Annotated in this window: 17 protein-coding genes and 1 pseudogene; 9 read left to right on the top strand and 9 right to left on the bottom strand. The window is 54.8% G+C overall.

Going from position 1 to position 24,450, the window contains the following annotated elements; all coding sequences use genetic code 11:
• The first annotated feature begins 31 nt into the window (after positions 1-31).
• From ECTHA_RS18770 to ECTHA_RS0100915, 3 genes are all read left to right on the top strand, one after another.
• Positions 32-1,603 carry an ABC1 kinase family protein gene (locus ECTHA_RS18770; RefSeq protein WP_025281206.1) on the top strand — a complete coding sequence of 524 codons (1,572 nt, stop codon included), beginning with the start codon at positions 32-34 and terminating at the stop codon, positions 1,601-1,603.
• A gap of 1,124 nt (positions 1,604-2,727) precedes the next feature.
• Entirely contained in the window at positions 2,728-4,221 is a 1,494-nt protein-coding gene (locus tag ECTHA_RS0100920; RefSeq protein WP_025281205.1) for a SulP family inorganic anion transporter, read from the top strand.
• Between the two features lie 19 nt (positions 4,222-4,240).
• On the top strand, positions 4,241-5,092 hold the full coding sequence (locus ECTHA_RS0100915; protein WP_025281204.1) for a universal stress protein: 852 nt from the start codon (positions 4,241-4,243) through the stop codon (positions 5,090-5,092).
• Here ECTHA_RS0100915 and ECTHA_RS0100910 read toward each other — a convergent pair.
• Entirely contained in the window at positions 5,079-8,243 is a 3,165-nt protein-coding gene (locus ECTHA_RS0100910; RefSeq protein WP_029762327.1) for an efflux RND transporter permease subunit, read from the bottom strand. The genes ECTHA_RS0100915 and ECTHA_RS0100910 overlap by 14 nt on opposite strands.
• Positions 8,240-9,301 carry an efflux RND transporter periplasmic adaptor subunit gene (locus ECTHA_RS0100905; RefSeq protein WP_025281202.1) on the bottom strand — a complete coding sequence of 354 codons (1,062 nt, stop codon included), beginning with the start codon at positions 9,299-9,301 and terminating at the stop codon, positions 8,240-8,242. Before ECTHA_RS0100905 ends, ECTHA_RS0100910 begins: the two co-directional genes overlap by 4 nt.
• A gap of 462 nt (positions 9,302-9,763) precedes the next feature.
• Here ECTHA_RS0100905 and ECTHA_RS16425 point away from each other — a divergent pair.
• Both ECTHA_RS16425 and ECTHA_RS19730 read left to right on the top strand, forming a co-directional pair.
• Positions 9,764-10,978 (top strand): annotated as a pseudogene (locus ECTHA_RS16425) (tyrosine-type recombinase/integrase); the annotation flags it as partial.
• Positions 10,979-11,024: 46 nt separating this feature from the next.
• Positions 11,025-12,146, top strand: coding sequence for a hypothetical protein (locus ECTHA_RS19730; protein ID WP_156946786.1), 1,122 nt, complete (start codon positions 11,025-11,027; stop codon positions 12,144-12,146).
• A 6-nt stretch (positions 12,147-12,152) separates the two neighbouring features.
• On the opposite strand, the gene ECTHA_RS19725 is transcribed toward ECTHA_RS19730, so the two are convergent.
• Together ECTHA_RS19725 and ECTHA_RS16420 are read right to left on the bottom strand one after the other, a co-directional pair.
• Positions 12,153-12,827, bottom strand: coding sequence for a hypothetical protein (locus ECTHA_RS19725; protein WP_156946784.1), 675 nt, complete (start codon positions 12,825-12,827; stop codon positions 12,153-12,155).
• A gap of 308 nt (positions 12,828-13,135) precedes the next feature.
• Complete coding sequence (locus ECTHA_RS16420) at positions 13,136-13,315, bottom strand: carbon storage regulator (RefSeq protein WP_035368898.1); 180 nt, start codon at positions 13,313-13,315, stop codon at positions 13,136-13,138.
• Between the two features lie 1,463 nt (positions 13,316-14,778).
• Here ECTHA_RS16420 and ECTHA_RS0100885 point away from each other — a divergent pair.
• Together ECTHA_RS0100885 and ECTHA_RS19720 are read left to right on the top strand one after the other, a co-directional pair.
• A complete protein-coding gene (locus ECTHA_RS0100885; protein ID WP_026623433.1) occupies positions 14,779-15,393 on the top strand; it encodes a hypothetical protein in 615 nt (204 codons plus the stop codon).
• A 215-nt stretch (positions 15,394-15,608) separates the two neighbouring features.
• Complete coding sequence (locus ECTHA_RS19720) at positions 15,609-16,451, top strand: hypothetical protein (RefSeq protein ID WP_156946782.1); 843 nt, start codon at positions 15,609-15,611, stop codon at positions 16,449-16,451.
• 129 nt (positions 16,452-16,580) lie between these two features.
• Here ECTHA_RS19720 and ECTHA_RS0100875 read toward each other — a convergent pair whose 3' ends face one another.
• The 3 genes from ECTHA_RS0100875 to ECTHA_RS0100870 all read right to left on the bottom strand — a co-directional run bounded on the left by ECTHA_RS0100875 (position 16,581) and on the right by ECTHA_RS0100870 (position 19,359).
• Positions 16,581-17,330, bottom strand: coding sequence for a hypothetical protein (locus tag ECTHA_RS0100875; RefSeq protein ID WP_026623431.1), 750 nt, complete (start codon positions 17,328-17,330; stop codon positions 16,581-16,583).
• 46 nt (positions 17,331-17,376) lie between these two features.
• Positions 17,377-17,985, bottom strand: coding sequence for a hypothetical protein (locus ECTHA_RS19715; RefSeq protein ID WP_156946780.1), 609 nt, complete (start codon positions 17,983-17,985; stop codon positions 17,377-17,379).
• Positions 17,986-18,306: 321 nt separating this feature from the next.
• On the bottom strand, positions 18,307-19,359 hold the full coding sequence (locus ECTHA_RS0100870; protein WP_026623430.1) for an SPFH domain-containing protein: 1,053 nt from the start codon (positions 19,357-19,359) through the stop codon (positions 18,307-18,309).
• Between the two features lie 819 nt (positions 19,360-20,178).
• On the opposite strand from ECTHA_RS0100870, the gene ECTHA_RS0100860 reads away from it, so the two are divergent.
• Positions 20,179-20,427: a hypothetical protein gene (locus tag ECTHA_RS0100860; protein ID WP_026623429.1), complete on the top strand. Its 249-nt coding sequence runs from the start codon at positions 20,179-20,181 to the stop codon at positions 20,425-20,427.
• 571 nt (positions 20,428-20,998) lie between these two features.
• On the opposite strand, the gene ECTHA_RS0100845 is transcribed toward ECTHA_RS0100860, so the two are convergent.
• Both ECTHA_RS0100845 and ECTHA_RS0100840 read right to left on the bottom strand, forming a co-directional pair.
• Positions 20,999-22,108, bottom strand: a complete 1,110-nt coding sequence (locus ECTHA_RS0100845; protein WP_156946778.1) for an endonuclease/exonuclease/phosphatase family protein — start codon at positions 22,106-22,108, stop codon at positions 20,999-21,001.
• Between the two features lie 586 nt (positions 22,109-22,694).
• Positions 22,695-23,378: a YagK/YfjJ domain-containing protein gene (locus ECTHA_RS0100840; protein ID WP_035368894.1), complete on the bottom strand. Its 684-nt coding sequence runs from the start codon at positions 23,376-23,378 to the stop codon at positions 22,695-22,697.
• Positions 23,379-24,053: 675 nt separating this feature from the next.
• Between ECTHA_RS0100840 and ECTHA_RS0100835 the strand changes: the two genes are divergently transcribed.
• A complete protein-coding gene (locus tag ECTHA_RS0100835; RefSeq protein ID WP_026623425.1) occupies positions 24,054-24,386 on the top strand; it encodes a hypothetical protein in 333 nt (110 codons plus the stop codon).
• Positions 24,387-24,450: the final 64 nt, after the last annotated feature.

Raw genomic sequence — 24,450 nt, 5'->3', positions numbered from 1 at the left:
CTCATCGGCCCATGGAAATGAGGAGATCACGATGCACGATCAGCCCTTTGTTCTCGGCACTCTGGATGCCTTGCGTCTCTGGCAGGAAATGCTGCATGGCACACAGAGGGGTGCGCAGCATGCAGGGAACCGGGCAACCCTGGAGTACTTGGCACTGTGGAACGAGACGAACAGCCCCTTCGATGGCTTGCTGCCGCTGCGCTGCATGGATCTGAACCGGTCGCATTGGACCCTATGGTCCACCGCTGCCCTGGGGGCCATGGACCACGCCGGCCGCCAGGTCGCACCCTGGATTCGCCCGCCGCTCGTTTCGGTGCCGACACCCCCCTGGGGGCCCCTGGCTCGCAGCGCCATCCTGGGCCTGATGGCCCAGGAACTGTGGATGGGGTATGCGGTGCTGCGCGAACGTGGCCGTTGGGCCCCCTGGCTGGCCACGTCCCGGGACTGGGAACTGCAACACGAGCGCGGCGCCCACCGGGTGCTCGCCGCCGCGCAGTCCCTGGGTGGCAGCTTGATCAAGGCGGCCCAGTTTGCCTCATCCCGGCCCGACCTGCTGCCACTCACCTACACGAAGATACTGTCCCAACTGCAGGACCGGGTCACACCACAACCCTGGCCCGTGATCGAACAGGCACTCACCCAGGAACTGGGGCAGCCGATTCATCGGGTATTTGCCGAGGTGGACCCCCAGCCCGTGGCTGCCGCCTCCATCGCCCAGGTACATCACGCCCGCCTGCATGACGGACGCAGGGTGGCCCTCAAGGTTCAGTATCCGGACATGCAGAACCTGATCGAAGCCGACCTGGCCGCGATGGAGCACATCCTGAACGGGATCAGTCGCCTCGAGCCCGAACTGCGGCTCGAACCCGTGCTGGATTACCTGCGGCAGACCTTGCCCATGGAGGTGGACTTCCTCCGCGAAGCCCGATCAGGCAAGCAACTGGGGCAACTGCTGGCATCGCGTCGGGTGGTCATCCCGGAGGTTCTAGAGAGCCTGAGCACTTCCAGGCTGCTGGTGTCGGATTGGGTGGAAGGCATCAAGATCAACGATGTCCAAGGGCTTCGTCGGGCCGGCCTTGACCCGAGGGCCGTGGCCGAACAATTGATGGATGTCTATGCAGAGCAGTTGTTCCAACACGGTTACTTCCATGCGGACCCCCATCCAGGCAACCTGTGGGTACGGCCTGGCCCTGATGGTCCGGTCCTGGTCTTACTGGATCACGGCCTCACCGGGCCCCTGCCCGAGGGGCTGAGAAGGGCTCTGAAGCAGGCTGTTGGAGCCTTGATGAGGGGGGATTTCAGCGCCTTGAGCCGTGCCCTCGCGGCAGCCGGACTGGATCTTGATCCTGTGCAGGATGCCGACGCCTTGCTCTGGCTTGTGGACCTGCTGCTGGGAAGTCACGGCCTGGGTGAGGCGGGCCAGCCGCTGACCGCAAGCAAGGACCCGGCCCAGCTTGGCCGACGCCTCGGTTCACGCATTGAGGGCTTGCCCGTTGAACTGATGCGTGTCGGCCGCGGCGTCGGCCTGCTGGACGGTGTTCTGCGTCAACTGGCTCCCGGGATGAACCTTCTGGAGCGAATGGAGCCCTGGCTGGAGGCGTGAGGCGACAGCCCAACCCCTCAGGCTGCCTGCCTGTCCCGCAGACGTGCGCCCAGGGAGTATCCGTAGGCCATGCAGGCCTCCAGCGCCGCATCATCCGGTGAGAAGCGTACGAATACCCCTTCATCCACCATCTTCAATTTCAGTTGCGCCAGTGTGCGCGGGATGATCTTGGCTGACTCACCGCTCCACCCGTACCAACCAAAGGCTCCACACAGTTCCGTCCCGCACCGGGTTGATCGCCGCAAACAGCTTGTAAATCGGCAGCAGGATGTTCTGATTGACTGTTGGGCACCCCACCACCACGGCCTGACGTGGAGGTGCATTGGCCCAAGAGCTACCGGATCGTACCTTCCCGTTTCCCACCCATAGACCTCTGCGAAGGTATTGCCGAACAAGCCGGCGATCTGGTGGCCCTCAGTGAGCTTGAGGGTCTGACCTCGCTGGGACGGCGAAAAGATCACCGACATCATTGAACTGAGAGCAACGGGATATTGACCTCGTGCCAATGATTCAACTTCCTCCGGGGTGCTGCATCAAACCCCAGGCCACCCTGGCTGGCATTGGTCAACAACGCCAGCGCCCAGTCGTGTTTCGGCAAAGAGTGTCGGGTGTCGGCGAAGTGCCGCCATCGCAGCCGGCCAATTTGCAGGCCGGGCTTGTCGCCGGACACGCGGATCGGTATGCGTTAGCGGATGGTCCCGCGCAGGGCCTCATCTCGAGCAGCGAATCACTGCAGGTATCGTCGACACACCGCATCATCTGGAAACCACGCGATGGACTCGGCCCAGTCCCACGAAAGAACACAGTGGTCGGGACCCACATCAGGCCCCACTCAGCCGATTGCAAGGCTTGACAAGCTGGCCAAGGCCCTGCCCGCCGTGTAGACTACTGCCCCTTTTTCATTGGCCTCTTCATTGGCCTCCCCACGGCACTCCTTGAAGACCGTCGCTGGAACACTGGATCCCGGCCACGCCCGGGCAACGCCCCCTCGCAGAAACGCCCTGACAAGACCGTTTCAACCGCGTACTTCGCGACTCCGATCATCACAGACGGGGCCGCGTGACGTCATTTGGCAATGATCCGGGCCCGGCCGACAACGAATTCGCAGTCATAGGACATCATCCATGAACCTCACCCGCATCAAGCAGGAATGGTTTTCCAATATACGCGGTGACATGCTCTCCGGCCTGGTGGTTGCCCTGGCCCTGATCCCGGAAGCCATTGCCTTTTCCATCATCGCGGGTGTGGACCCCAAGGTGGGTCTGTACGCCTCGTTCTGCATCGCGGTCGTCATCGCCTTCACCGGCGGCCGACCCGGCATGATCTCGGCGGCCACCGCGGCCATGGCCCTGCTCATGATCACCCTGGTGAAGGAACATGGGCTGGAATACCTGCTGGCGGCCACCCTTCTTACCGGCGTGCTGCAGATCATCGCAGGTTATCTGCAGGTGGGGCGCTACATGCGCTTCATCTCCAATTCGGTGATGACAGGGTTCGTCAACGCACTGGCCATCATGATCTTCCTGGCGCAACTCCCCGAACTCACCGGGGTCACCTGGCATGTGTACGCCATGACTGCCCTGGGGCTGGCCATCATCTATCTGTTCCCCTACCTGACCCGCTCCATTCCCTCGCCACTGGTGACCATCGTGGTACTCACCCTGCTGGCCTGGCTGCTGAATCTGGACATCCGCACGGTCAGCGACATGGGCGAACTGCCCGATACCCTGCCCGTCTTCCTCTGGCCGGACATCCCGCTGAACCTGGAAACCCTGTGGATCATCCTGCCCTACGCCCTGGCACTGACCGTGGTGGGCCTGCTGGAATCCATGATGACCCAGAACATCGTCGATGACCTCACCGACACCCGCACCGACAAGAACCGCGAGTGTAAGGGCCAGGGCATCTCGAATATCGTTGCCGGCAGCTTCGGCGGTATGGCGGGCTGCGCGATGATCGGGCAATCGGTCATCAACATCAAATCCGGTGGCCGAGGGCGGTTATCCACCTTCATGGCGGGCATCTATCTGCTCATCATGGTGGTGTTTCTCAGTCCGATCCTGGGCATCATCCCCATGGCCGCGCTGGTGGCGGTGATGATCATGGTGTCCATCGGCACCTTCAGCTGGACCTCCATCAAGAACATGAAGGATCACCCGCTGAGCACCAACATCGTCATGATCACCACCGTGGCGGTCACCGTGTTCACCCACAACCTGGCCCTGGGCGTGCTGGCGGGCGTGTTGCTGGCAGCCCTGTTCTTCGCCAACAAGGTCAGCCAGTTCATGTTCGTGGGCGCCGACACCGACACCCGCCCGGATGAACACACCCTGCACCGCACCTATCGTGTGTATGGGCAGGTCTTCTTCGCCTCCACGGAGAAGTTCATGCAAGCGTTCAATTTCCGGGAGGATCTGGATAAGGTGACCATCGATCTGTCCCGTGCACATTTTTGGGACATCAGTTCCGTGGCCGCCCTTGACCGCGTGGTCATCAACTTCCGTCGTGAAGGTGTCGAGGTGGAGATCATCGGCATGAATGAAGCCACCGCCACCATCGTCGACCGTCACGCCGCACACGACAAGGCCGATGCCGCTGACCGGCTCATGGGCCACTAACCTGCTGGAGGATGCCCCTATGAACAAGGTCATTGCCTGTATCGATGGCTCGCGCTCGTCGTTGTCCGTGTGTGATTACGCCGCCTGGGCAAGCCGGCGCATGAACTCGCCACTCACCCTGCTGCATGTGATCCACAACCCTCATGCGGATGCCCAGCGGGACCTGAGCGGCAACCTCAGCCTGGGGGGCCGCGAGGCCCTGCTGGAGCAGATGGTAGAGGCCGAGGAGCAGCGCGGCAAGCTGCTGCGGGAACAGGGGCGCGCCATCCTGCACGATGCGCTGGAACGGGTTCGCGCCAATGGCGTCGCCGACCCCGGCAGCCTGCTGCGCAATGATGGCGTCACCGCAGCCCTGGACGATATCCAGGAGGAGGCTCGCCTGGTCGTGGTGGGCAAGCAGGGCAAGGATGGCGACATGCTCAAACAGCACGTGGGGAGCCACCTGGAGAGCATCATCCGCACCCTGAAGCGCGGCGTGCTGGTGGCCCCTCTGGAATACCGGGAGCCGGAGCGTTTCCTGATCGCCTACGATGGCAGCGCCACGGCGCATACCGTGGTGGAAAAAGTCTCCGAGAGCCCCCTGCTCAAGGGACTGGAGGCCCATATTCTGATGGTGGGCGACGACAATCAGGAAAACCGCTCACGCCTGGACAACGCCCGCGGCACGCTGGCTCAAAATGGCTTCGATGCACGCGCGCAGATCCGCACCGGTGATGTGGCTGAAGCGGTCTGCGCCTACCGCCAGGAACACGACATCCATCTGCTGGCCATGGGGGCCTACGGCCACTCCCGGCTGCGGCGCTGGTTTGTGGGCAGCACCACCACCAACATGATCATGCGCTCGCCGATTCCGTTGATCATCCTGCGGTAGTGGAAAGGCCGGGGGATGAGGGGTCGGCGTGCCCCATCAGCATCCGCTTCATCCCCTGCGCAGCCCCTCCCAGGATCAGATACAGGCACGGCACCACAAGCAACGTCAGCAACATGGATACCAGCAGCCCCCCGATCACGGTCAGGGCCAGGGGCTGCATGATCTCCGTGCCCGAACCCATACCGGTGGCCAGCGGTGTCATGCCCAGCACGGTGGTCGATGTGGTCATCAGGATGGGCCGCAGGCGGACGCTGCCGGCACGCACCACGGCGCGGGCCAAACCCAGGCCCTGCACCCGTCGACCCATCTCGATGTACTCCACCAAAAGGATGGCATTGTTCACCACGATGCCGACCAGCAGCACCACACCAATCATCACCGGTGCCGACAGGGGCGTCTGCGTGAGCCACAATATGCTCACCACCCCCACCAGCGACAGGGGCGCCGCCGACAGGATCACCAGGGGATTGCTCAGGCGCTCGTACTGCACCGCCAGCACCACGAACACCAGAAAGACCGCCAGCAATACCACGGTCAGCAACTCCCGCTGGGTTTCCTGGATGGTCTCCCACTGGCCCGAGAAGATCAGGCTGTAATCATCCGGCAGTTCCAGATCCGCCAGGCGTTCTTCCACCTGCGCCATGATGGTGCCGGTGTCCGCCACCGCCGTGTTGATGTCCCCGTTCACCCGGGCGATGCGGCTCTGGTTTTCCCGCTCGATATGGGCCGGTCCCTCACCCAGTTCAAACCGGGCCACGTCGCGCAGGAGCACCGGTTCACCCTCCTGGCGGAACAGCAGCATGCCCCCCAGGGCCTCGGTGTCGGCCACCCTCTCCCGGGGCAGGCGCACGCGCACATCGTACTCCTGATTCTGGGTGAGAAAACGCGTGGGAACGGCGCCGTCCACGGCGTCGCGAATGGCCCCGCCCACTTCCGACACACGCATTCCCAGGTCCGCCGCCCGCTCCCGATCGACAATGATCCGCAGCAGCGGGCTGCGGTCCTCGCGACCCACCTCCACGCCTTCCAGACCTGCGATTCCCTCCAGCCGGGCGCTCACCTCCCCCGCCAGTCGCTGCAACTGATCCAGATCCTCGCCGACGATACCCACCTCCAGATCCGCGTCACCCGTGCCGAATCTCAGCCCGGGAATGGAGGGGGGCCGCACACTGATGCGGGCCCCCGGCAGATCCAGCTCATCCAGTGCCTGCTGGGCATCGGCCACCCACTCACCTGCCGAGGTGCCGGGGCGGTCCCGGGCAGGCGTGAGCTGCACACGCAGGTTGGCGGTACCGGGTCGCTCGTTGATGATGCCCCCGCTCAGATGCCCACCCACCATGCTGAATACCGTTTCCACATGGGGCAGATCCTGCAGACGCTGCTCGATCTGGCGCACCGCCGCATCGGTCTCCTGAGGCGGGGTCCCCGGCGGTAACACCATGCGCACGCTCACGTTGCCGTCATCCACCTGGGGCAAAAACTCATTTCCCAGCTGCGTGGAAACCAGCCAGGCCCCTACCAGGGCCACGCCGGCCAACCCCACCACCGCCCAGCGCCAACGCAATACCCGGGCCAGGAGGCGTCGATAGCCACGCCGCAGATGGCCGATTCCTCGATTGAAGGCACGCAGTGGACGGCTGTGCTCCAGACCGCTCGTGAATCGCACCTCACCCAGCAGGGCCGCCAGCATCGGCACCAGGGTCAGGGCGGCGGCCAGGGTGGCGATGATGGCAAAGGCGATGGTGAGGATCAGATCCCTAAAGATCAGCGATGCGATGCCCGTGATGAGCAGGAAGGGGAGCACCGCCGCCAGATTGGTGAGGGTGGAGGCAGTAATGGCCGAGACCACCTCGCGGGAGCCATCCAGGGCCGAGTCCCGGGAGGACTTGCCCAGCTGCTCCCGATGCCGGTAGATGTTCTCCAGCATGACGATGGCATTGTCCACCAGCAGGCCGACCCCCAGGGCCAGCCCACCCAGGCTGATGATGTTGAGCGTGAGGCCGCTGGCCCCCATCAGTGCAAACGCCGCCATGATGGCGATGGGGATGGACAACCCGATCACGAACCCCTTGCGCAGGCTCCCCAGGAACAGCAGTACCATGAGCATGGCCAGCACCCCGCCCAGGATGGCCGCCGTGGCCACACTGCCGATGGCACCGCGAATGAAGAAGGCCGGATCGGTGGTCGCCTGGTGGGCAATGTCCTCGGGGATGTAACCGGAACGCTCCAGGCGCGCCAGGGTGGCCTGCACCTGATCCACCACCTCCACCGTGTTGGCCTCGGGCAGCTTGAACACGGAGATCTGCGCCGCTGGCGTACCATTGAGGCGCACGAACAGCCGTTGCTCCCGATGCCCGTCACGCACACTGGCCACATCCGACAGGCGGATACGCTGACGGGTATCTCCCGGCAGATCGATGAGGACGTTCTCGATGTCCGCCACCGAGGTGAACAGGCCATCCGTCTTGGCCATCACGTCAAAGCTTTCACCGGTCACCCAGCCGGCGGCGATATCCACGTTCTCCGCCTCCAGGGTGTCGATGAGATCCTTCATGGTCAGGCCATAGGACCGCAACCGCACCTGGTCGACGATCACCTCCATCTCCCGCACCATGCCGCCGGCGGCTTCGACGCCGGACACGCCATGAATGGCCAGCAACTGGGGCGCCAGGCGATTCTCCACCCAGTCGCGCACCTCCACCTCGGAGCGCACCGTGGAACTGAAACCCGCCTGCCAGACCGGGTCCTGGGAGGGGTCGAACTTGTACAGTCGGGGGGGCTCGATATCCGGTGGCAACTGGGTGCGGGCCAGTTCCAGATACCGTGAGGCGTCCTGCAGGGCCAGGTCCAGGTTGGTGCCGTACTCGAACAGCAGGTTGACGTTGGTGCGCCCCTCCGAGGCCCGGCTGTAGATGCGGGTGAGGTTCTCGGTGGCCGCCAGGTTGCGCTCCAGTACCCGGGTGACCTGCTCCTCCATCACCTCCGGGGCCACGCCCGGGTGGTTCACCGTCACACGGATATGGGGATATTCGATATTAGGCAACAGGTCGATGGGCAGCCGGTCCACGAAGAACAGGCCCAGCACGAACACCACCGAGGCCAGGGCCAGGGTACCGACCGGCCGGCGGATGGACAGATGGGACAGATTCATCCCCGCCACCCGACGATGCGCACGCGGGTGCCTTCACTCATGTCGATGGGATTGGTGGCCAGGATTACATCACCATCCTCCAGGCCCTCCAGTACCTCGGTCCACTGGCCCCGACTCACGCCGATGTCGATGGTGCGACGTTCCAGGCGCTCATCGTGTATCAGATACACATAGCGCCCCTCGTCATCCTCGCCGATGGCCGCCGCCGGGACAGCCAGGGCCTCGGGGCGAGCGTCCACGCGGGTGGAAATACGCCCGAGAAAACCGGGGCGGACACCCCGCCCGGTGGCATCGGCGGGCAGCGCCACCTCCACGGTCACCAGGCGGCTGCCCGGCTGGGCCATGGGGAAGATGCGGCGGATACGCCCCTCCAGGGTCTCATCGGGCAGGGCATCCAGGGTGATGGGCAGACTCTGACCCACTTCCAGGTGCACCACGTCCCTCTCGGAAACGCCGGGGCGCATGACCAGCTCATCCATGGCCGCCAGCTCAAACAAGGTGTCCTGGGCCTCCACCGCCTCGCCGGGTTCCACGAAACGGTCGGTGACCACGGCATCCCGCGGGGCCATCACCCGACCGTAGGCGATGCGGGTTTCCCAGAGCTGACGCTGGCTGCGATGGATCTGCAGGGCCACCCGAGCCCGCTGGAAATCGGCATCACTGACCACGCCCTCGCCACGCAGTTGCTGGCTGCGGTCGTATTCCAACTGGGCCTCTTCTTCCTGGGCCCGGGCCCGGGCCAGCTCGGCCCGATGTTCGGAGAGGTCCAGTTCCAGCAGCAGATCGCCCCGGTCCACCCGGTCACCCGCCTCCACGTGCACCTGGTCGATGGTGCCCTGAGTGCGGCTGGCCAGGCGGATGACGACCCGCGGTTCAATGGTGGCGGAAAGGGTGAGGCTGCGCGACAGATCCCGGGTCCGGACCTCGGCGGCTGCTACCGGGACACCACGTTCGGCCTCTTCGGCGTGATCGCCCTGATTCGTCTCGCCGCAGGCAGTCAGCCAGAGGGCAGCAGCCAGAAGGAGGAGGATAAGGCGACTGGGAAGCCGCAGGGACATGAGGGGCATGGAGGCATCGGGGAGTCGGCTTTCTCTTCGATGGTACCGAAGTCGGGGCTGTGACGCAGTCTGCTTGAACTGGCTCTTGAGTTCCAGGGTGGCGGTGGGGATGCCGTTGGCTGATTGGATTTGATCGGCGCGGGGGACTAGCTGGGGGGCTGCTAACTGTCACACCAACAAAAAAGCCCCTGAATTCAGGGGCTTAGATGCACAACATGGCGGAGAGAGAGTCCGTATACATCAAATCTAAATCCATCCCAGGAGTTGCTGTAGCTTCATATTTTTGCGAGCTTTTTTGGAATTTTCTGTCCAGCTACGTACAATTCAATGCTATCGCAAGCAGCTCCAAAGTGTGGGTCAGCGTGTGGGTCACGATGTGTTAACCTCACTAGCATCACGCGCCGATACCACGAGGCCCACCATGGGAAAGCTGACCAACAAAGCGGTTCAGAAGCTCGCCAAAGAGAAAAAAAAAGGATGACCGGCGATGGCCTGGGGCTCTACCTGCAAATCAGTGCCAGTGGGTCAGTCAGCTGGATCTACCGATTCAAGCTTCAGGGTAGGCAGCGCTACATGGGGCTAGGCACCTATCCGGACGTCCCTCTTGCCGAGGCGCGAGAGCGGGCGTCTGAGTGCCGCAAGCTCGTCAAAAGTGGCGTTGACCCCATCGAGGCAAGCGTCCAGCAGCAGGTGCCCATCCAAGCCACCCCCTCTTTCACGAACTGCGCTGCACGGTACATCTTTGCGCACCGCCGCAGCTGGCGAAATGTCAAGCACGCTCGGCAGTGGGTCAGCACCCTGAAGACCTATGCCCGGCCGGTGATCGGCGCCAAGCCAGTCGACCAGGTCACCACCCAGGATGTACTGAAAATCCTTTCACCCATGTGGACAACCAAGACCGAAACGGCTAAGCGTGTGCAGGGGCGCATCGAATGCATCCTCGACTACGCAGCAGCGCATAACTACAGAGATCCCTTGAACCCGGCTCGCTGGCGTGGCCACCTCGACAAGCTCTTGCCCAAGCCATCAAGAGTCAAAAAGGTGGTCCACCATCCTGCCATGCCCTACCACGAAGTCGCCACGTTCATGTCCACACTTCAGGGACAGGACAGCATTTCCTCCAAGGCGCTGCAATTTCTGATCCTGACTGCCACCAGAACATCGGAGGTACTTCACTCGGTCTGGACAGAGATTGACCTCACCAATGAAATCTGGACGATCCCAGCTGACCGGATGAAGGCAGGCCGTGAGCATCGGGTGCCGCTGTCTCGACAAGCCGTCACATTGCTAAAAGCAATGCCCCAGGTCCAGGGTACCGCCTATGTATTCCCAGGTGCGCGCTATGGGCGCCCCCTATCCAACATGGCCATGCTTCAATTGATGCGTGGCATGGGGTACGGTCTGGGTGGTGAGAATGGAGACTATGTCCCGCACGGATTTCGATCCAGCTTTCGAGACTGGACCGGCGAAGTGACCAGCTACCCCCGTGACGTCGCGGAGATGGCACTGGCACACACCATCGAAAACAAAGTCGAAGCAGCCTATCGTCGTGGTGATTTATTCGAGAAACGCCGAGACATGATGCAAGACTGGGCGGATTATACGAACCCAACAGGCAGAGGAATACTCTCCAGGGTAGATTTCAGCATTCTGAACAGTCGACAGTCAGCAAAATAGCTGTGGCAGCATTGTTGATGCGCGATATACCAAAATGGGGGCCCGAATGAACGATGTTTATCATGAAGAAGAATGGGAGGAAATCATATCGGTACAAGCCACACTAGAAGAACTAAAAATAAAACTGGAATTACTTATCGACCTCGTTAATGACACACAATCATCATTGATAGTATTCCCCAGGCAAGCTATCTCTATTGGGCTGCGATTTCCTCGCCACTATAGACCAGGGATCTTCGATCGCACGGGAGAAAACCCGCTTAGGATTGATATCGGAAAAGTTGATGGGTTCATACCCTCTCATAACGACATTGAGAAAATACTTCTCTCTGGCGAATGGGGAACGTCGACACCGGTAAAGGTGGCAACCGCGAACCCTACACGTAGCCGCATAACTGCAAGCGACCCTTACCACCTTGCCCTCAAGAGCCCTGCCTACCACGCTCTATCTGGCAAGCACTATCATAACCATATAGACGATTACATTTGGCCTTATCATAACCACGAGCTTTATTTTAAAGACAACGACAGCACAACGAACACGACAATAGCACTCTCAGGATGTTTCCTATTGAGGAGTGACTTGGCAAGTATAAACAAACGCCACCACGCCCTTTACGGACCCAAAAACTATGATCAAGTAGGGGATTATCAGATAAACAAATGGTCGAACATGCTAATTCGCGACCTTCACGCCGTGCACTGGCATCTTTATCATTGCGGCGGCCTCGAAAGATTAGAAAAAAACAGCATTAACCCGAAGACAGCGATCAAGATATGGATCAATGAGAGATGGCAGAACAACAAGAACGTCACCCGTGAATGCTTAGAGCAAGCACCTCATCTTTGCTTACATGGACAAACCCCGTCAAATCATGATATTAGCTTAGAAGGTTTTTCTAAAGAGCGTCTTTCTCGGAATAAAGGCGTACCAGATCTATTAAAAATAATTGATATTTTTGCTGAGCGTTACATCTCGGATCAACGTGGTTACAATGACTCCGAATCGTGCTATGACAGCTTAAACGAAATAGGCGTCCAGAAAAAAACTCTCCAGCAGGCGATCTACAGCATCATTAAAGCCGAACCCAACAATAAATACAGAAACAAAGCAAGGGCGAAAAAATTGGAGACAAACGGCATTAGTGCTAACCGTAACACAAGCTAAACTCATTCAATAATCGCAACCCGGATTATAGACATAATATCCCACTTTAACTTCACTTACCTTAACATCATTGAAAGCCCTTTGAGCAACACTATAATAATCCTCAGGTGAGCAATTAAAATCCTGATACATCACCCAGTCTTCCCCATGCTTTTCTATTAAGTAGTCTGTAACTTTTGAAGCTGCAGCAGATATCTCTTCAGTTACAATCTCTGCACTCACAACAACTTCGATCCAATCCAGCACTCTAGGGCCATACCAATGCAAATAAACGGATGGATCAATGGCGTTACCACAGGACATCAAGCAATCGGCATGGTAGTGACTGATCCCACCCAGTGCACCGTCCACATCACCAAATGATGCATCGCGGAAAAAAGCGTATTCCTCGTCAGGAAATAGAAAAGAACTCATGTCAAAATAACAACCATCATTGGTTGCCATTGAAAACGCGGTTATCGAGTCATTAGACACATGCGCCTTAAATTGACACTCCCCGATTCGGTACTCTCGTGAATCAAATCCCACCCTCATCGCCGGCCCGGTTAATTGCTCAAAGTAGGCGACTGTCACACCCAAGTGCTCTCTATTAATATACTTGCTAAGGTCCTCGTCTTGAGCAGAGCAAGCAGACGATAAAACAACAAAAAAGGCCAAAACCAAAGTCGCTAATAGCTTCACGCTAACCTCACCATGGAAATTTATGGTCAATTAATAAATACATGAAAACCACTGAGCTAACATTTAGGCTACGCTCTAGCCTCCGCCATCAATCCCGAGCGCTGGTTCGATCATACCTGTACCTGTAGGCCGAGAGCCCAGGTGTAGCGCGCAACCCCGAAACTCAAAATCATCCTCGTGCTTCATTACAGACGACATGACGCAGGTTCCATCTACCTTGACAGCCTCGCCGGCGCTCCCGTAGGTGGCAGCCATGCCCTGGTCCGTGTGACAAGCTTCACGTGGGGCGGCTGGTAACGTTCAGCACTCTACGCACGTTTCTCTCCCGTCGCCTGCAAGTGGTCATAAAGCTCTTTGCGATAGACCTTCACATCACGGGGAGCCTCAATACCAATCTTGACCTGTATACCGGTGCGCTTCAAAATCTCGATCACCACATCATCACCGATCTGAATGCGATCGTTAAGCTTCAGGTCAAATATTTCCATGCAAAAGGACTCCTTGTTGCGCAGATTCGCCCACGTACGCCTTGGATACCAACACGTGAGCGGAGATGGGCCGCGAGGCCTGTAGGACAGGAACTGAGGGATATACGGTGGGGAATTTCATCTGCTGACCACTCCTTGGCGGGAAACTTCTCCTGAATGTATCCCAAGTAGCAAAGCATTACAACATGAGCCTTTCGCAGGTGCCCTACTCGTTGGACTCGGGATTTGGCACCAAGAGCCCAGGCCAAGGCATGCCGATACATATCGTTGGTGTCCTTGCGTCACAGCGCTCGAGGCCCCCCCCGCACTGGGCGAGATCAAGTTCGTCATCGAAAAAGGGCTGACGGCCTCCGCCGAGCCGCTGCAGGATCACCAGAAGGTGATGGGGCATGCGCGGGCCTTCCGAGGACGGAGCGGCTTGCCGGGGTTGTTCTGTTCTTCTCGACCTTTTTCTCCAGCAAGGCCAATCGGGCACTGAACGTCTCCAAAGCATCGAAAAACGGCATGATCAGGTCCTGCAGGGCCTTCAGTTCCGCCTTTCGAGCTTCCTTCCTTGTTACGTCCCGCACTGACCCCGCTTACCACCACCTCCACATCCCTGGCTCCTTGAGGGCCTGTTAAAGCACATCTCCGCCTTCAATCCGGGACATCCGGGTCAAAGAAAAGGCCGGTACACCTCTGGTAGTGTGAAATCTTCGACAAAAAAAACAACACCAGAAGGCACGAGCCCCATGGCTTTGATCCTGCCAGGGATTGCGTCCCTTGAGCAACACTTATCGGCTTGGTTGACGCATCCCGAGGGGTATCGACCCAAGCGGTGCCTGCATTGTGGTCGCGCTGGGCTGTAGTGCCACAGGTGCTATGGCCGCAAAGTCGACCGGGATCGTGGCGGCACCCTGAACCCGATTCCCATGGCGCCCACCAACCTGCCCGTTAACCTGGATCCCGACACGGTGCGCGCCCTGCACACTGTCTTGCTCAATCTGGTGGACCACCTGGAGTCCGTGTACTTCGCGCAGCTGCACGTGCATGAGACAGATGCAACAACCCCCCCCCGACCATGCCACGGCAAACCGCCGCCGGGCTTGCCCGCTACCGGGAGATGAGCCACCCTTCTGATTGTCAGCCGCCGGCCAACCCAAGCTGCGTGCGGAGGCGTTACCTTCCGCGCTCAGTCCGGGACTGGCCCCTTTGTCTCGCCGCAGAGAGGGTGGGATGGAAGACCTCTGATAGGGCGGGACCGTAACAGGGGCATCTGGGGTTCACCGAACTGGCGCAACGGTGAGCCCTGATTTCCTCATTTATCTTGCTATTTTTGAAAATTTATCACGCATTTTGGTGAGATTTACCCACGAATTCCGGTAATAATCTGTCATAACCCTTTGTAAGAGCTCATCACCGCTGCCAGTTATCGTTTTCGGGCTTCGCTAAAGCTGAATCTGTATATCAACAGGAATTCACTCATGAACACATTAAAAGTGTCGTTTTATCGACTCCCATTTCTTATTATCTGTACGCCAATCTTACTAAGTTGCGGAGACACAAATGACGCTTCACGCTTTGAGGATAAATTGGAATCGCTATCAGAACAGAACACTGAGCTTTTACTCAAAAATGCCACACTAGCCGCTCAACTAGAGGCAATGCGCGAAAGAGAAAAGATATCAAAAGAAAGTTTAAGATCAAGTTATGCAGAAGAATTCCGGAAAGAGATAGCCGAAGAGATCTACGCTGAGGCAAACACCCAAAGGAACTTAGCAATTGGAGCGGTAACCACAACCGCCATTCTTTTCTGTTTAGGTTTCTGGTTCTACATTCGCTCGTACAAGAAATACATAGACGCACAGTCTGCAACTGAAATAAAATCGATTGCGGATTCGCACGAGTCAAAAATTGATTCGATCCGGCGTGAATTTGAGCAAGAGGATTATAAGCGGAGAATCGAGCATGAGAAGGCGATGCTTGAATTCAATAGAACCGCCACAGAAATCGAAACTAGGACTCTAGTTGGAAAAAAGCTTAGCGAACTCCGAGCAATTGTGGAGCGCGAATTAAGTTCTGATCAGAACCAGTCGTGATCTATCCGTGGCACGAGAGGCAGCGGCGGATAGTCATCAATCATAAGAACAATAAGCACCTGCTAAGACTAGAAGGCATTAATTACAAGTGATCAGCAAATCAACCCCAAGGGAGCGAAAAGAAAGATTCACAATTTAAATTCCAGAGAAAAGAAACAATTCGAACGAGTACTTCAAGCCAATAACCTGCCGTCAAAGCCATGGCGAGATTACTTATGAAAAGCAAAGAAGAGCATCACAGGAAAAATAAACCCACTGACGAGAACTTCGGACGTAAAAAAAATAAACTTAGTAGCCATAAGGAATACGCAGCCAAAGCACAAGAATACGAACTTATGCTTGATAAAATAGCTGTCGTTCGAGAGGTAATGTCAGAAAGAGAAAAAAACTATAGAAACTACCTGCGCTTGATGAATTTACGTTGCAATGAAAGCAATCACGCGTTTCACTCCTGCATGTCGGTAATCAGCGATGTACTGTCTTCGATACCCGAGTGCCTAAAAGTTGACGAAACACAAGATCGCCAACTTGCGCAACTAGAACATCATTACACTGAACTAATGAAACATAACAGGGATCTTGATAAACGACTTGTAATCCTTGAGCATGAAGTCGACAACTTGATTAGACGCTTAAGGGAAGCAGAAGCAATCACAAAATACTTAACGGATCTTAAGCAATCAAAACATTTAGTTGAGATTCATAAGGAAAAGCTAAGAAGCATACTAAATGAAATAAGAATTCTAGAGAAAATAAATGAAAAAGAAATTATGTTAGTTGAGACGCGCGAGCAGAAATCAACGATCGAAAAGCAATGCCAATTCACCGAGGAACAAATCAATGCCATCAAGGATAAAAACGTACGAGCGCTTCACGAGGTAAAGAAGCGCCTGTTCGCCGTGCAGAAGGTGCAGGAAAGCATGGCCGCCGGAACAAACAACATAGCTCGCGAGGTATTTCCAGGATATGATCATCAAAATGAATTAAGCAACCCAGAAAGCGAGAGTCTTCGACTAATTGAACATGGTAAAGGCAAGCAACTTGACTTAAAGTCGTGAGGAGATATGATCGCCTTAGAATCATATGGTATCCGCGAAGTAGGCTATTCTTCAATCCACCCCCCCCCCAGACCGCGTGGTGAGGGCGGGCTAACCATCCGCCCTCACTCGAATCCACCACTTTGTGCGTTAAGTCTGCTTCTTTTCTCGAAGCATCTTTCTTACAACCTGAATCGCACGCTCAGCGTCCGTTGTTGGGATATCGCCACCACCCATAATTTCGATAAGCTTAGGATCTTTCAGCACCGTTTTAACGGAAGTCCCCCCCGAGGTGGTGAGAACAAAGGTCTCAGCAGCGTTCAATTGGATCGTGCCGAACTTCTCAGAGGTGAATGAGTTTGACTCAGTCTTTGTTGCAACAGAAACGACATCCTTATAGAAATACTCGTCTGTCGACTCGTTTAATAAATTCCCCGTCAATAAGTCTAAACAGGCTTGATAAGAGACAATCTGATGCTGAGTCAGATGAAGCACACTTATATTTATCGGTGTAAACCTCAGCAATTCATCCTTACCCTTCTTAAAAAGAATCTCTGCACCCGCAGTATTCCAAAGCCTCGGGCCGGTCACCACGACAGCTTCGCTAACCAGCTCGGACTCATCAATTGAGGTTTTTTGAAGTGCTTTACTCTCTGCTTTTGATAAGTCCTCAGCTATATAATTATCCATTTCCGCGTCAGTCGGCCTCTTACTCCACGACCAAATCATTATAACACCAATTGCTATTAGTATAATACCAAGTCCGTATAGAAGTATTAATGGAATGCCTATTAGAATTGCCCAAACAGCCCCCTTCGGAAATTCCTTGAAGTACTTCTTGACAGCTTGACGCTTCTCTTCATCCGACATTTGCGTTTCCTGCTTCTCTTCATCCGACATTTGCGTTTCCTTTTTATCTAACTTATTAATTGCCTTTCGCACAATATCATCGCACCACTAGAAGTTCATAATATTGATCCTCCTTTGCAACTTTTACGGCGGCCTTTAAGTTTTCTAATTCATTTCTATTAATATTACAACCCTCTATTTGAGCTAGAAGTTCAGCAGCCCGAGGTGATGAATCCCTCATTCCATTTGTCTCGTAATAATCCCTCTTCAGCATTGCCAACAGTAATTTGTACTGCGGCATTTCATCATCCAACTGAATCGCGGTATGAAGATACGTAACAAACTGCCTTGCCTCATTGAGAGACAGTGTCATTAGTCGCCGCCCACTGATACCTGCAAGAACATAATAGTAATAGGCCTGCGAAATATCTGGAGATGCGTCGATAATCTTCTCAAAATACTTCCGGGCCAGCGGAAAAGTACCCATCTGTAAATAGCATAGCCCGAGGCCAAGCAAACCCTCGGCATCGCATGGATCGCGACGCGTTAAGTCTTTATAATGCTCCAAATATTTGCCAACTCCATTTGAATCAAACCTTCCGAGATACGCTAGGCTGCTAACAAAAAACTCAGCCTTGCAATACTCACATTTTCGCAAAGATGGTGTCGTCGCCGCACCACATTGCGGGCATTCGCTTATTTCCATTTGCTACCCCCCTAACCATATTCGCCGCTACGAGCCTGTCGAGCATTGATGTTTAATTACTATTCAGACTATCAGTTTTTGCTCAAGCCGAGAAAAACAATAAGTTAGAGCACGAAATTACGACACCGTATGCTTGAAGTGTTCATTTTTCGTTCCTGAAGATGAGCTACAAGCACAACACGTAATATATCTACGGACTTGATGGGCTAAATCTAGTGCCTGAATAGCAACGATGTTTATTTTTCTCCGCAAGACACTCACATCCCAAAACAAAATAATTATTACGGTTTTTTTGGCCGCGCGAATTAATGTTAACTCCGTTCACATGGAATCAAGAATCTCCTTCTTCTTACGATCGAATTCCTCTTGGGTTATCAAGTCACCTTCAAGCATCTGTTTCAATTTCTGGAGTTTAGCTATTGGGTCGCCTTGAGATATTGCTTCCTTTTTTTTCTCCTCCTGGGGTTGGACATTCATTGCGCTGCCGACTTGCTGACCAATTGAAGCACCGGCACCTAACCCCGCACCTAGGCCTAGACCAGCACCAAGCGATTGACCCGCAATACTACCCTCGTTTTCAGCCGCTTTTTCAAGGGTATCGAAAGTGCGCATCGTCGTATAAGCTTGGCTCACCTGCGCCTTACTGACCTGATCGATTTCCATGCGCTTTCCAAGAATTTCTTGGAATTTCTTCTGCTCTTCGTCTGGTATGCTTATACGCTCAATATTGAAGTTAACAATCTCAATTCCAAAGCGATGAAACTCAGAGCGGACACCTATCGCAACGAACGACGACAGGTCATTAAGATGCGCACTCGCTTGAAAAACGGAACTGTTCCTTTCTACAAAAAACTTACCGAGCGTATCAGAAAGTCTTTGCACGATCTCGCCAACAAAGTATTCTTCAATCCGCTCAGCACCAATGTATCCCTTGGAAGAAGAAGAAGAACTTTGAGTACCAACAATCTGATGAATGAAGTTTCGCGCATCTACTACCCTCATACCCCATCTACCAAATGCCCTGACGCTTACAGGGAAGTTATACAAAGGGTCCACAACTTGGATGGGGCCCTTGGTACCCCACTTCAGATCGCGTTTTGCGGTTTTATTTACGTACCAAACCTCAGCGGAGAACGGGGTTTTCCCACCGAACGGAAAGTGGATCAATTTGCGTAACAAAGGCAAATTATCACTTTTCAATGTATGTGTGCCTGCACCAAACAAATCAAGGGCTTTTCCGCCCTTGACGAACAAAGCTTCCTGGCTTTCATTCACGATTAGCTGCGCGCCGAGACAGATATCCTCGCTTGGAAATTTCCATACGACCACATCGTCAGATAATGAGTCGTATTTAATTCGATCGATCAATGCCATTTAGACATCTCCTTTGTTATTTTCTACAGAACGCGTTTAGAGTGCACCGCTCAAGGCGGCACAAAAACGGGGCCAGCTGAGGTAGCTTTTTGGCCAAATGCCAAATAGTGCCTTTTCACTCTGCTTCCAAACATGAGAGTTAGATCCACGGATAGGCCGCTGCCCATAACATGCAGGGTTCAAACGCAGATCCGCTTCGATTCTTCGGAGCCCATAGATTTAAGAGACTTCCCTAACATGAAAACATTGGTTCCACGAGGGGAAATAGGCCGGTACGACTTAGGATCAGTGGTGTTCGGGGGAAAATTGAGCTGTCGACCAGCGACCCGTGTTGTATGGAGTCCGTTCAAATCGACTTAGGCGGACGAGAACGCAACGTCGGCTGGGGTGGGCTTCGCGCGCGTCGGTGAAACGCATTTGAGGGTTCGGGCTCAGGTTGAGCCGGAAGCGGAGCAGTTCCACGCAGGTCTCTGCTAGACAGCGCCAAAGCAACCATAAAGGCGGGGTGCCCCCCCCCCGCAGACAACCGGGTGCAAGAGCACACCTGGTCCTGGGGCCGATGATCTGGCGGCTAGCCGTGCAGGGTTCCGGTGTTCCATGTCTAATCCATCGCATGACTGTCGAGGAAACACTACCGGATTTTGTGACGGATTTCCTGCTTCAGATCAAGAAGGCGACGCTGATGGGCAATATCGTAAACTTAAGCTCGGCGGCAATAACCGATTGAAGTTGAAAAAATAATCTCAAATTCAGGCAAGCCAGAAACTTCCAGAACCATGAAAAAACTGTTGACCAGCCAACAGAACCCCGCTTGCCTCTATGAGAACAATTCTCAACAAGCTTGATGCAGCCCTCGATGACCCCGAGTTCGTCGCCGTGCATCGCTACCGGCCCCAGGATTTTTCCCGGCAGCGCTCACTGACCTTCAGGCACATGGCGCTGTTCTTCCTCTCCGGGGCAGTACCCTCCCTCCAGTTCGGCATGGACAAGCTGTTTCGTGGCCTGACAAAGGACACTCTGGATTGGCAGGGTGAAAAGAGGCGGGAGCCACAAACCGTGGCTTTATAGCGTTAAGCTTTCCTCACTATGTGATTCAGGATGGTCGCTCGATACTGATAGAGTCTACCCTCTACTCGTAAAAACAGTTCATGAAATTATGAGCGCCAAGGATTTTAGAATGATCAAGCATATGCCGTCCGATGCTCTGTCAGGTGAGGAAGCGGTATGTTGCTCAGAAATTTGGCCGGCTGCCTGTACTGATATCGATGAGGATGACGAGGACGATGATTGGGAGTAATGCGGGCCATGTGGCGTTGGTGTATCGCTCAAATCGACGCCCCTGGGTCAGCCGTAATGGATCAGCTCAACGGCTTCGCTGAGATCTGCGGCGCTAATCCATTCTTCCTCTGCCACCTCGGAGTTGGGCCGATTATTGGGGGGACCAGCTTTTCGGGCACTGCCGCCCAGCGGTTCTTCAGAGTGCTTCATCTGATCCCTTTCTCTTCGCCGCCTTCGAGGTTTTAAGGGTCTAACAGCGGGTCAGGTTCCAGCTAACTTGACAGCGGGGGTTGCTAACCAGGGCCAGGCTCCCCCGCTGTCGCCCACGTCTGGCCCTTGCCCGCCCGTACTGTCACTCACGTCAGTCGCATAACAACCCAGATTGACTAATATCACGCACGCGCTCTCCCCCCAAGCCACGCACGCTCTCCAGGTCACCGACACCTCCCCACGGGCGCCCATCAACGATCTGATCAGCCCTGGCAGGCCCGACATGAGGCAAGCGCGTCAAGGCAGAGCGGCTGGATTCATTGAGATCAATACAGGCCTGTTTTGCAGGCCGGTCTCCTGAAGACCCGATTCGATTAGGCACGTACAACTCCCCGGACCGCAAAGGATGGCGCTCTACATCACCCAACAGGGCATAGACCGGCGCATGGTCAGATACGTGCGCCCTCGCCTTTTCATGGCTCCAGTAATGAGGCGTGGTTTGACTCAGGCTCTGGGGAAACCTGTCGATACCTGCCTTGCTAATCGACAGCCCATGTTTCTTGGGCACCCAGATATTGTCATAGAGATTGGCATATTGGCGATCATGCGTTGAAAGCGTTGTGGCACCCCGAGTCACCAACGGCTTCGCCACTTCCCTCAGCTCAGCCCATGCCGGGTGCCCTGGACGCAGATTGAAGTCCCCCAAGAGCATCCGATATTCCTGATGTTCAGGATAGATCTCTCCCAGCCAGTCCCAATACCCCCTCAACGCGTGGATTTCTGGCGTGCGGTCAGAAATACGTCGCCCGTAGACGACATGCACCGTGGCAGCCACCCATTCCTGCCCCGTGTTTGTCGAGCGAAATACCGCACTGAAGGGCTCACGGGCAAACACATCCGCGTCATCCAGGTAAACCACCGCCCCCTCTACATACTGCACCGCCGAGTCTCGCCAAAGAAATGCATACTTCTCCAAATAGGTGCTCGTCCCAAGCCGATGCGAGTAGATAGAAGACCACGATTCCTCTGTTTTTTCCTCCAACATCGCCTCCAAACGTTCAATCCCTTCTGCGTTCATTAATTCCTGTATCGCTAGAAAGTCATATTGAGATGCCACTCGAGCCACTGCTTGGTAGCTTTTATCATTCTGCCATCCTAAATGTTGGATATTCCAGGACGCGATGCGAACCTCTGCCAGCACAAACCCTGGCGCAGCTACCCAAAAAAATAAAATTAACAAGACAAACTTCTTCTTCAGCATTCCATCGATCACTTTTTTTAAGTTCAGAAAAATTCTCTGAAGCCCTTGATAATTTCAAAATCACCTAGATAATCATCGTCAAGCCTGATATTAAAAAACCAAGGAGAGCTCGAATTTGAGCGAAAATGAACACCCCCAGTACCAAGACATACCCTGACAATCGATCGCCCCGCAGATCCACTCTTAGGCGCGCTACACCGCATGATATATGCCAACAAGACCTACTCAAGCTCAGACAACCTCAAAAAAGACTGTCACGACAACCAAAAAGTCTCTTTGTTGCCATGCCAGCAGTGCATACCAGGACAAGTTTTATCCTGCGCCATTGGTGAGCCAAAAGCGCCTAGAAGAGTCGTAAAATCTCGCCGAAATTCAGGGCAGCATATCACAACATCGCGCACCATTATCGCAGAAGGCAATGAGAAGCTTTTTAAGCGATTTATTATTTACCCTAGTACATTCATACCAGGAACACCTCCAACTCCTCTCAGGCAAGCTCTGAGACACCTTGTGCGTGATCCCGAGAGGGCATGCCCGGGCGTAATCGACACAAGCGAGCGACAAGCTACTGTTTTTAAGACGTTTATCAGACGCGACTGGCTCCAAAGTTGTGGCTGCGCTGCCCAAAATACTTCGTATGCGCTTTGCAAAGGTAACTGGCCGTTCGCACCAGTTCATTCATGCCCTGAGCATCTCCTCGAATAACACACTGCGACCATTGCCCAGTATCGGGAGACTGGCAGATGTGGACAAGGCCGCCCATCTGCTCCAACGGCCAATCAATCGCTTTAGCCCAAGACCTGACCAAGCGATGGTACATGTTGTCACCGAAATAGCCACCGCCAGGACTTTGCTCAGCGCTGCCCAGGGAATTGAAAGCGTCATAGTTGAGAAGGAACATCAGGTGATAATGCGGCAGATGAGAGTGATTTTTCTCTCTAGCCCAGATGTAACGAACCTTCGAACGGTACTTGGTATTGAGTCGCTGAAGCTCATAGCTGAAATAACCAAAGAAATTTTTGAGGACTCGATTGTCGTCATGCATCGGCTGGTGATTCATGTTGGCGGGGTAGCGCAAATCGACCCGAAAAGCGAACAGCCGCCCGTAATCCATGAATGCCTTATGGATCGTCTGGAGGCTGCTGTCCAGGTATTGCGCGATTAGAGGTCCCTCACCTGGCCTCAAGACAGGGTAGCCTTGGTACTCACAGTCATAGTGCAGTATGAGCTTCGTACAATCAGGGTGTCGGATGTTTTGTCTATCGAACATATTCAAGCTCCCTTTCAAGGTTTGCCATACATTCGGCCTGCGCAACACATGGCCATTGTAAGAATCAAGGGCGTACTGACCAGGGGCTGGCGGCGTTACGGTCAGCAAGCATGCAGAGATTGACTCGGCCATAACGATCTGAAGGACGGCATATCTTCAAATCGTCAGACCCAATCCCCAGTATCTAATCACTCTATACTTTTTTTTAAAAAAAGATTATTATATAAATATTATTATATTTTTTACTATCTATTATTCTTATCTATTATTTTTTATATATTATTTTTATTATTTTTTAATCTATCTTATATTTCCTATAAGGATTAAATATTTTGGGAATATTTAATCCTTAGGAATATCAGAGATACTTTTAAAGACATATTACTATTACCGTAGAAAAATTCTCTCAATAATTGTGTTTTCGGATTAAATCGGACAAGTCACTTATAATAATGATAGACTATTTTCTTATGATCAGATTATAACTTGAGATCTCCTTTTATTTTTCTGAAAAAAGTATAAATTATACCTCGCCCCGCATTTTGAGCAAAAAAGGTTCTCAACAGGAGCGGGGAACTGTCGATTTAAACGAAAGTCAGCCCTATATCACCTCCTTGAAGAAGCATGGGCTTCTTCGTTGGACGTTTCATTTTGTCGTTTTTTGAGGAGGTCGATATGACGATCGCTTGTCCCAGTTGTGGTTCATCTCAGGTGGTATCTCGCCAGTACGGTCGCAAGGTGGGTGGTGCCACGGGTGCAGTGGCCGGTACGGCCAGTGGTGCGGCGGGGGTGTTGACCGGTGCCAAAGCAGGTGCGGCCCTGGGTGTGGTTGGCGGTCCGGTGGGGATTGCCATGGGTACCTTGGCCGGTGCCCTCTTCGGGGGCCTGGTCGGGGGCACTGCAGGTGGTGTGGCCGGTGCCCGGTTGGGTGAGGAACTCGATGACAAGGTCCTCGACAACTACGCCTGTCAGGCCTGTGGCCATACCTTCCGTCCCCAGGTGGCCTAATCCCTTTGCCTTTCCCTTTGCCTTGCCAGCCTGCTTCCTGAGTAGAAGCGGGCGGCTGGGCCGT

It is taken from the genome of Ectothiorhodospira haloalkaliphila ATCC 51935, from assembly GCF_000633935.1.
GTDB lineage: Bacteria > Pseudomonadota > Gammaproteobacteria > Ectothiorhodospirales > Ectothiorhodospiraceae > Ectothiorhodospira > Ectothiorhodospira haloalkaliphila.
The sequence above is the reverse complement of the archived record's forward strand: the minus strand, read 5'-3'. Positions and strand labels throughout refer to the sequence as shown.

What these genes read in the sequence shown, in the direction of transcription:
- ECTHA_RS0100915 (WP_025281204.1), top strand. Translation starts at nt 4,241, where the DNA reads ATGAACAAGGTCATTGCCTGTATCGATGGCTCGCGCTCGTCGTTGTCC.
- ECTHA_RS0100920 (WP_025281205.1), top strand. Translation starts at nt 2,728, where the DNA reads ATGAACCTCACCCGCATCAAGCAGGAATGGTTTTCCAATATACGCGGT.
- ECTHA_RS19720 (WP_156946782.1), top strand. Translation starts at nt 15,609, where the DNA reads ATGAAAAGCAAAGAAGAGCATCACAGGAAAAATAAACCCACTGACGAG.
- ECTHA_RS16420 (WP_035368898.1), bottom strand. Translation starts at nt 13,315, where the DNA reads ATGGAAATATTTGACCTGAAGCTTAACGATCGCATTCAGATCGGTGAT.
- ECTHA_RS19730 (WP_156946786.1), top strand. Translation starts at nt 11,025, where the DNA reads ATGAACGATGTTTATCATGAAGAAGAATGGGAGGAAATCATATCGGTA.
- ECTHA_RS0100905 (WP_025281202.1), bottom strand. Translation starts at nt 9,301, where the DNA reads ATGTCCCTGCGGCTTCCCAGTCGCCTTATCCTCCTCCTTCTGGCTGCT.
- ECTHA_RS0100875 (WP_026623431.1), bottom strand. Translation starts at nt 17,330, where the DNA reads ATGTCGGATGAAGAGAAGCAGGAAACGCAAATGTCGGATGAAGAGAAG.
- ECTHA_RS0100870 (WP_026623430.1), bottom strand. Translation starts at nt 19,359, where the DNA reads ATGGCATTGATCGATCGAATTAAATACGACTCATTATCTGACGATGTG.
- ECTHA_RS0100910 (WP_029762327.1), bottom strand. Translation starts at nt 8,243, where the DNA reads ATGAATCTGTCCCATCTGTCCATCCGCCGGCCGGTCGGTACCCTGGCC.
- ECTHA_RS0100860 (WP_026623429.1), top strand. Translation starts at nt 20,179, where the DNA reads ATGAGAACAATTCTCAACAAGCTTGATGCAGCCCTCGATGACCCCGAG.
- ECTHA_RS0100835 (WP_026623425.1), top strand. Translation starts at nt 24,054, where the DNA reads ATGACGATCGCTTGTCCCAGTTGTGGTTCATCTCAGGTGGTATCTCGC.
- ECTHA_RS0100845 (WP_156946778.1), bottom strand. Translation starts at nt 22,108, where the DNA reads ATGCTGAAGAAGAAGTTTGTCTTGTTAATTTTATTTTTTTGGGTAGCT.
- ECTHA_RS0100840 (WP_035368894.1), bottom strand. Translation starts at nt 23,378, where the DNA reads ATGTTCGATAGACAAAACATCCGACACCCTGATTGTACGAAGCTCATA.
- ECTHA_RS0100885 (WP_026623433.1), top strand. Translation starts at nt 14,779, where the DNA reads ATGAACACATTAAAAGTGTCGTTTTATCGACTCCCATTTCTTATTATC.
- ECTHA_RS18770 (WP_025281206.1), top strand. Translation starts at nt 32, where the DNA reads ATGCACGATCAGCCCTTTGTTCTCGGCACTCTGGATGCCTTGCGTCTC.
- ECTHA_RS19715 (WP_156946780.1), bottom strand. Translation starts at nt 17,985, where the DNA reads ATGGAAATAAGCGAATGCCCGCAATGTGGTGCGGCGACGACACCATCT.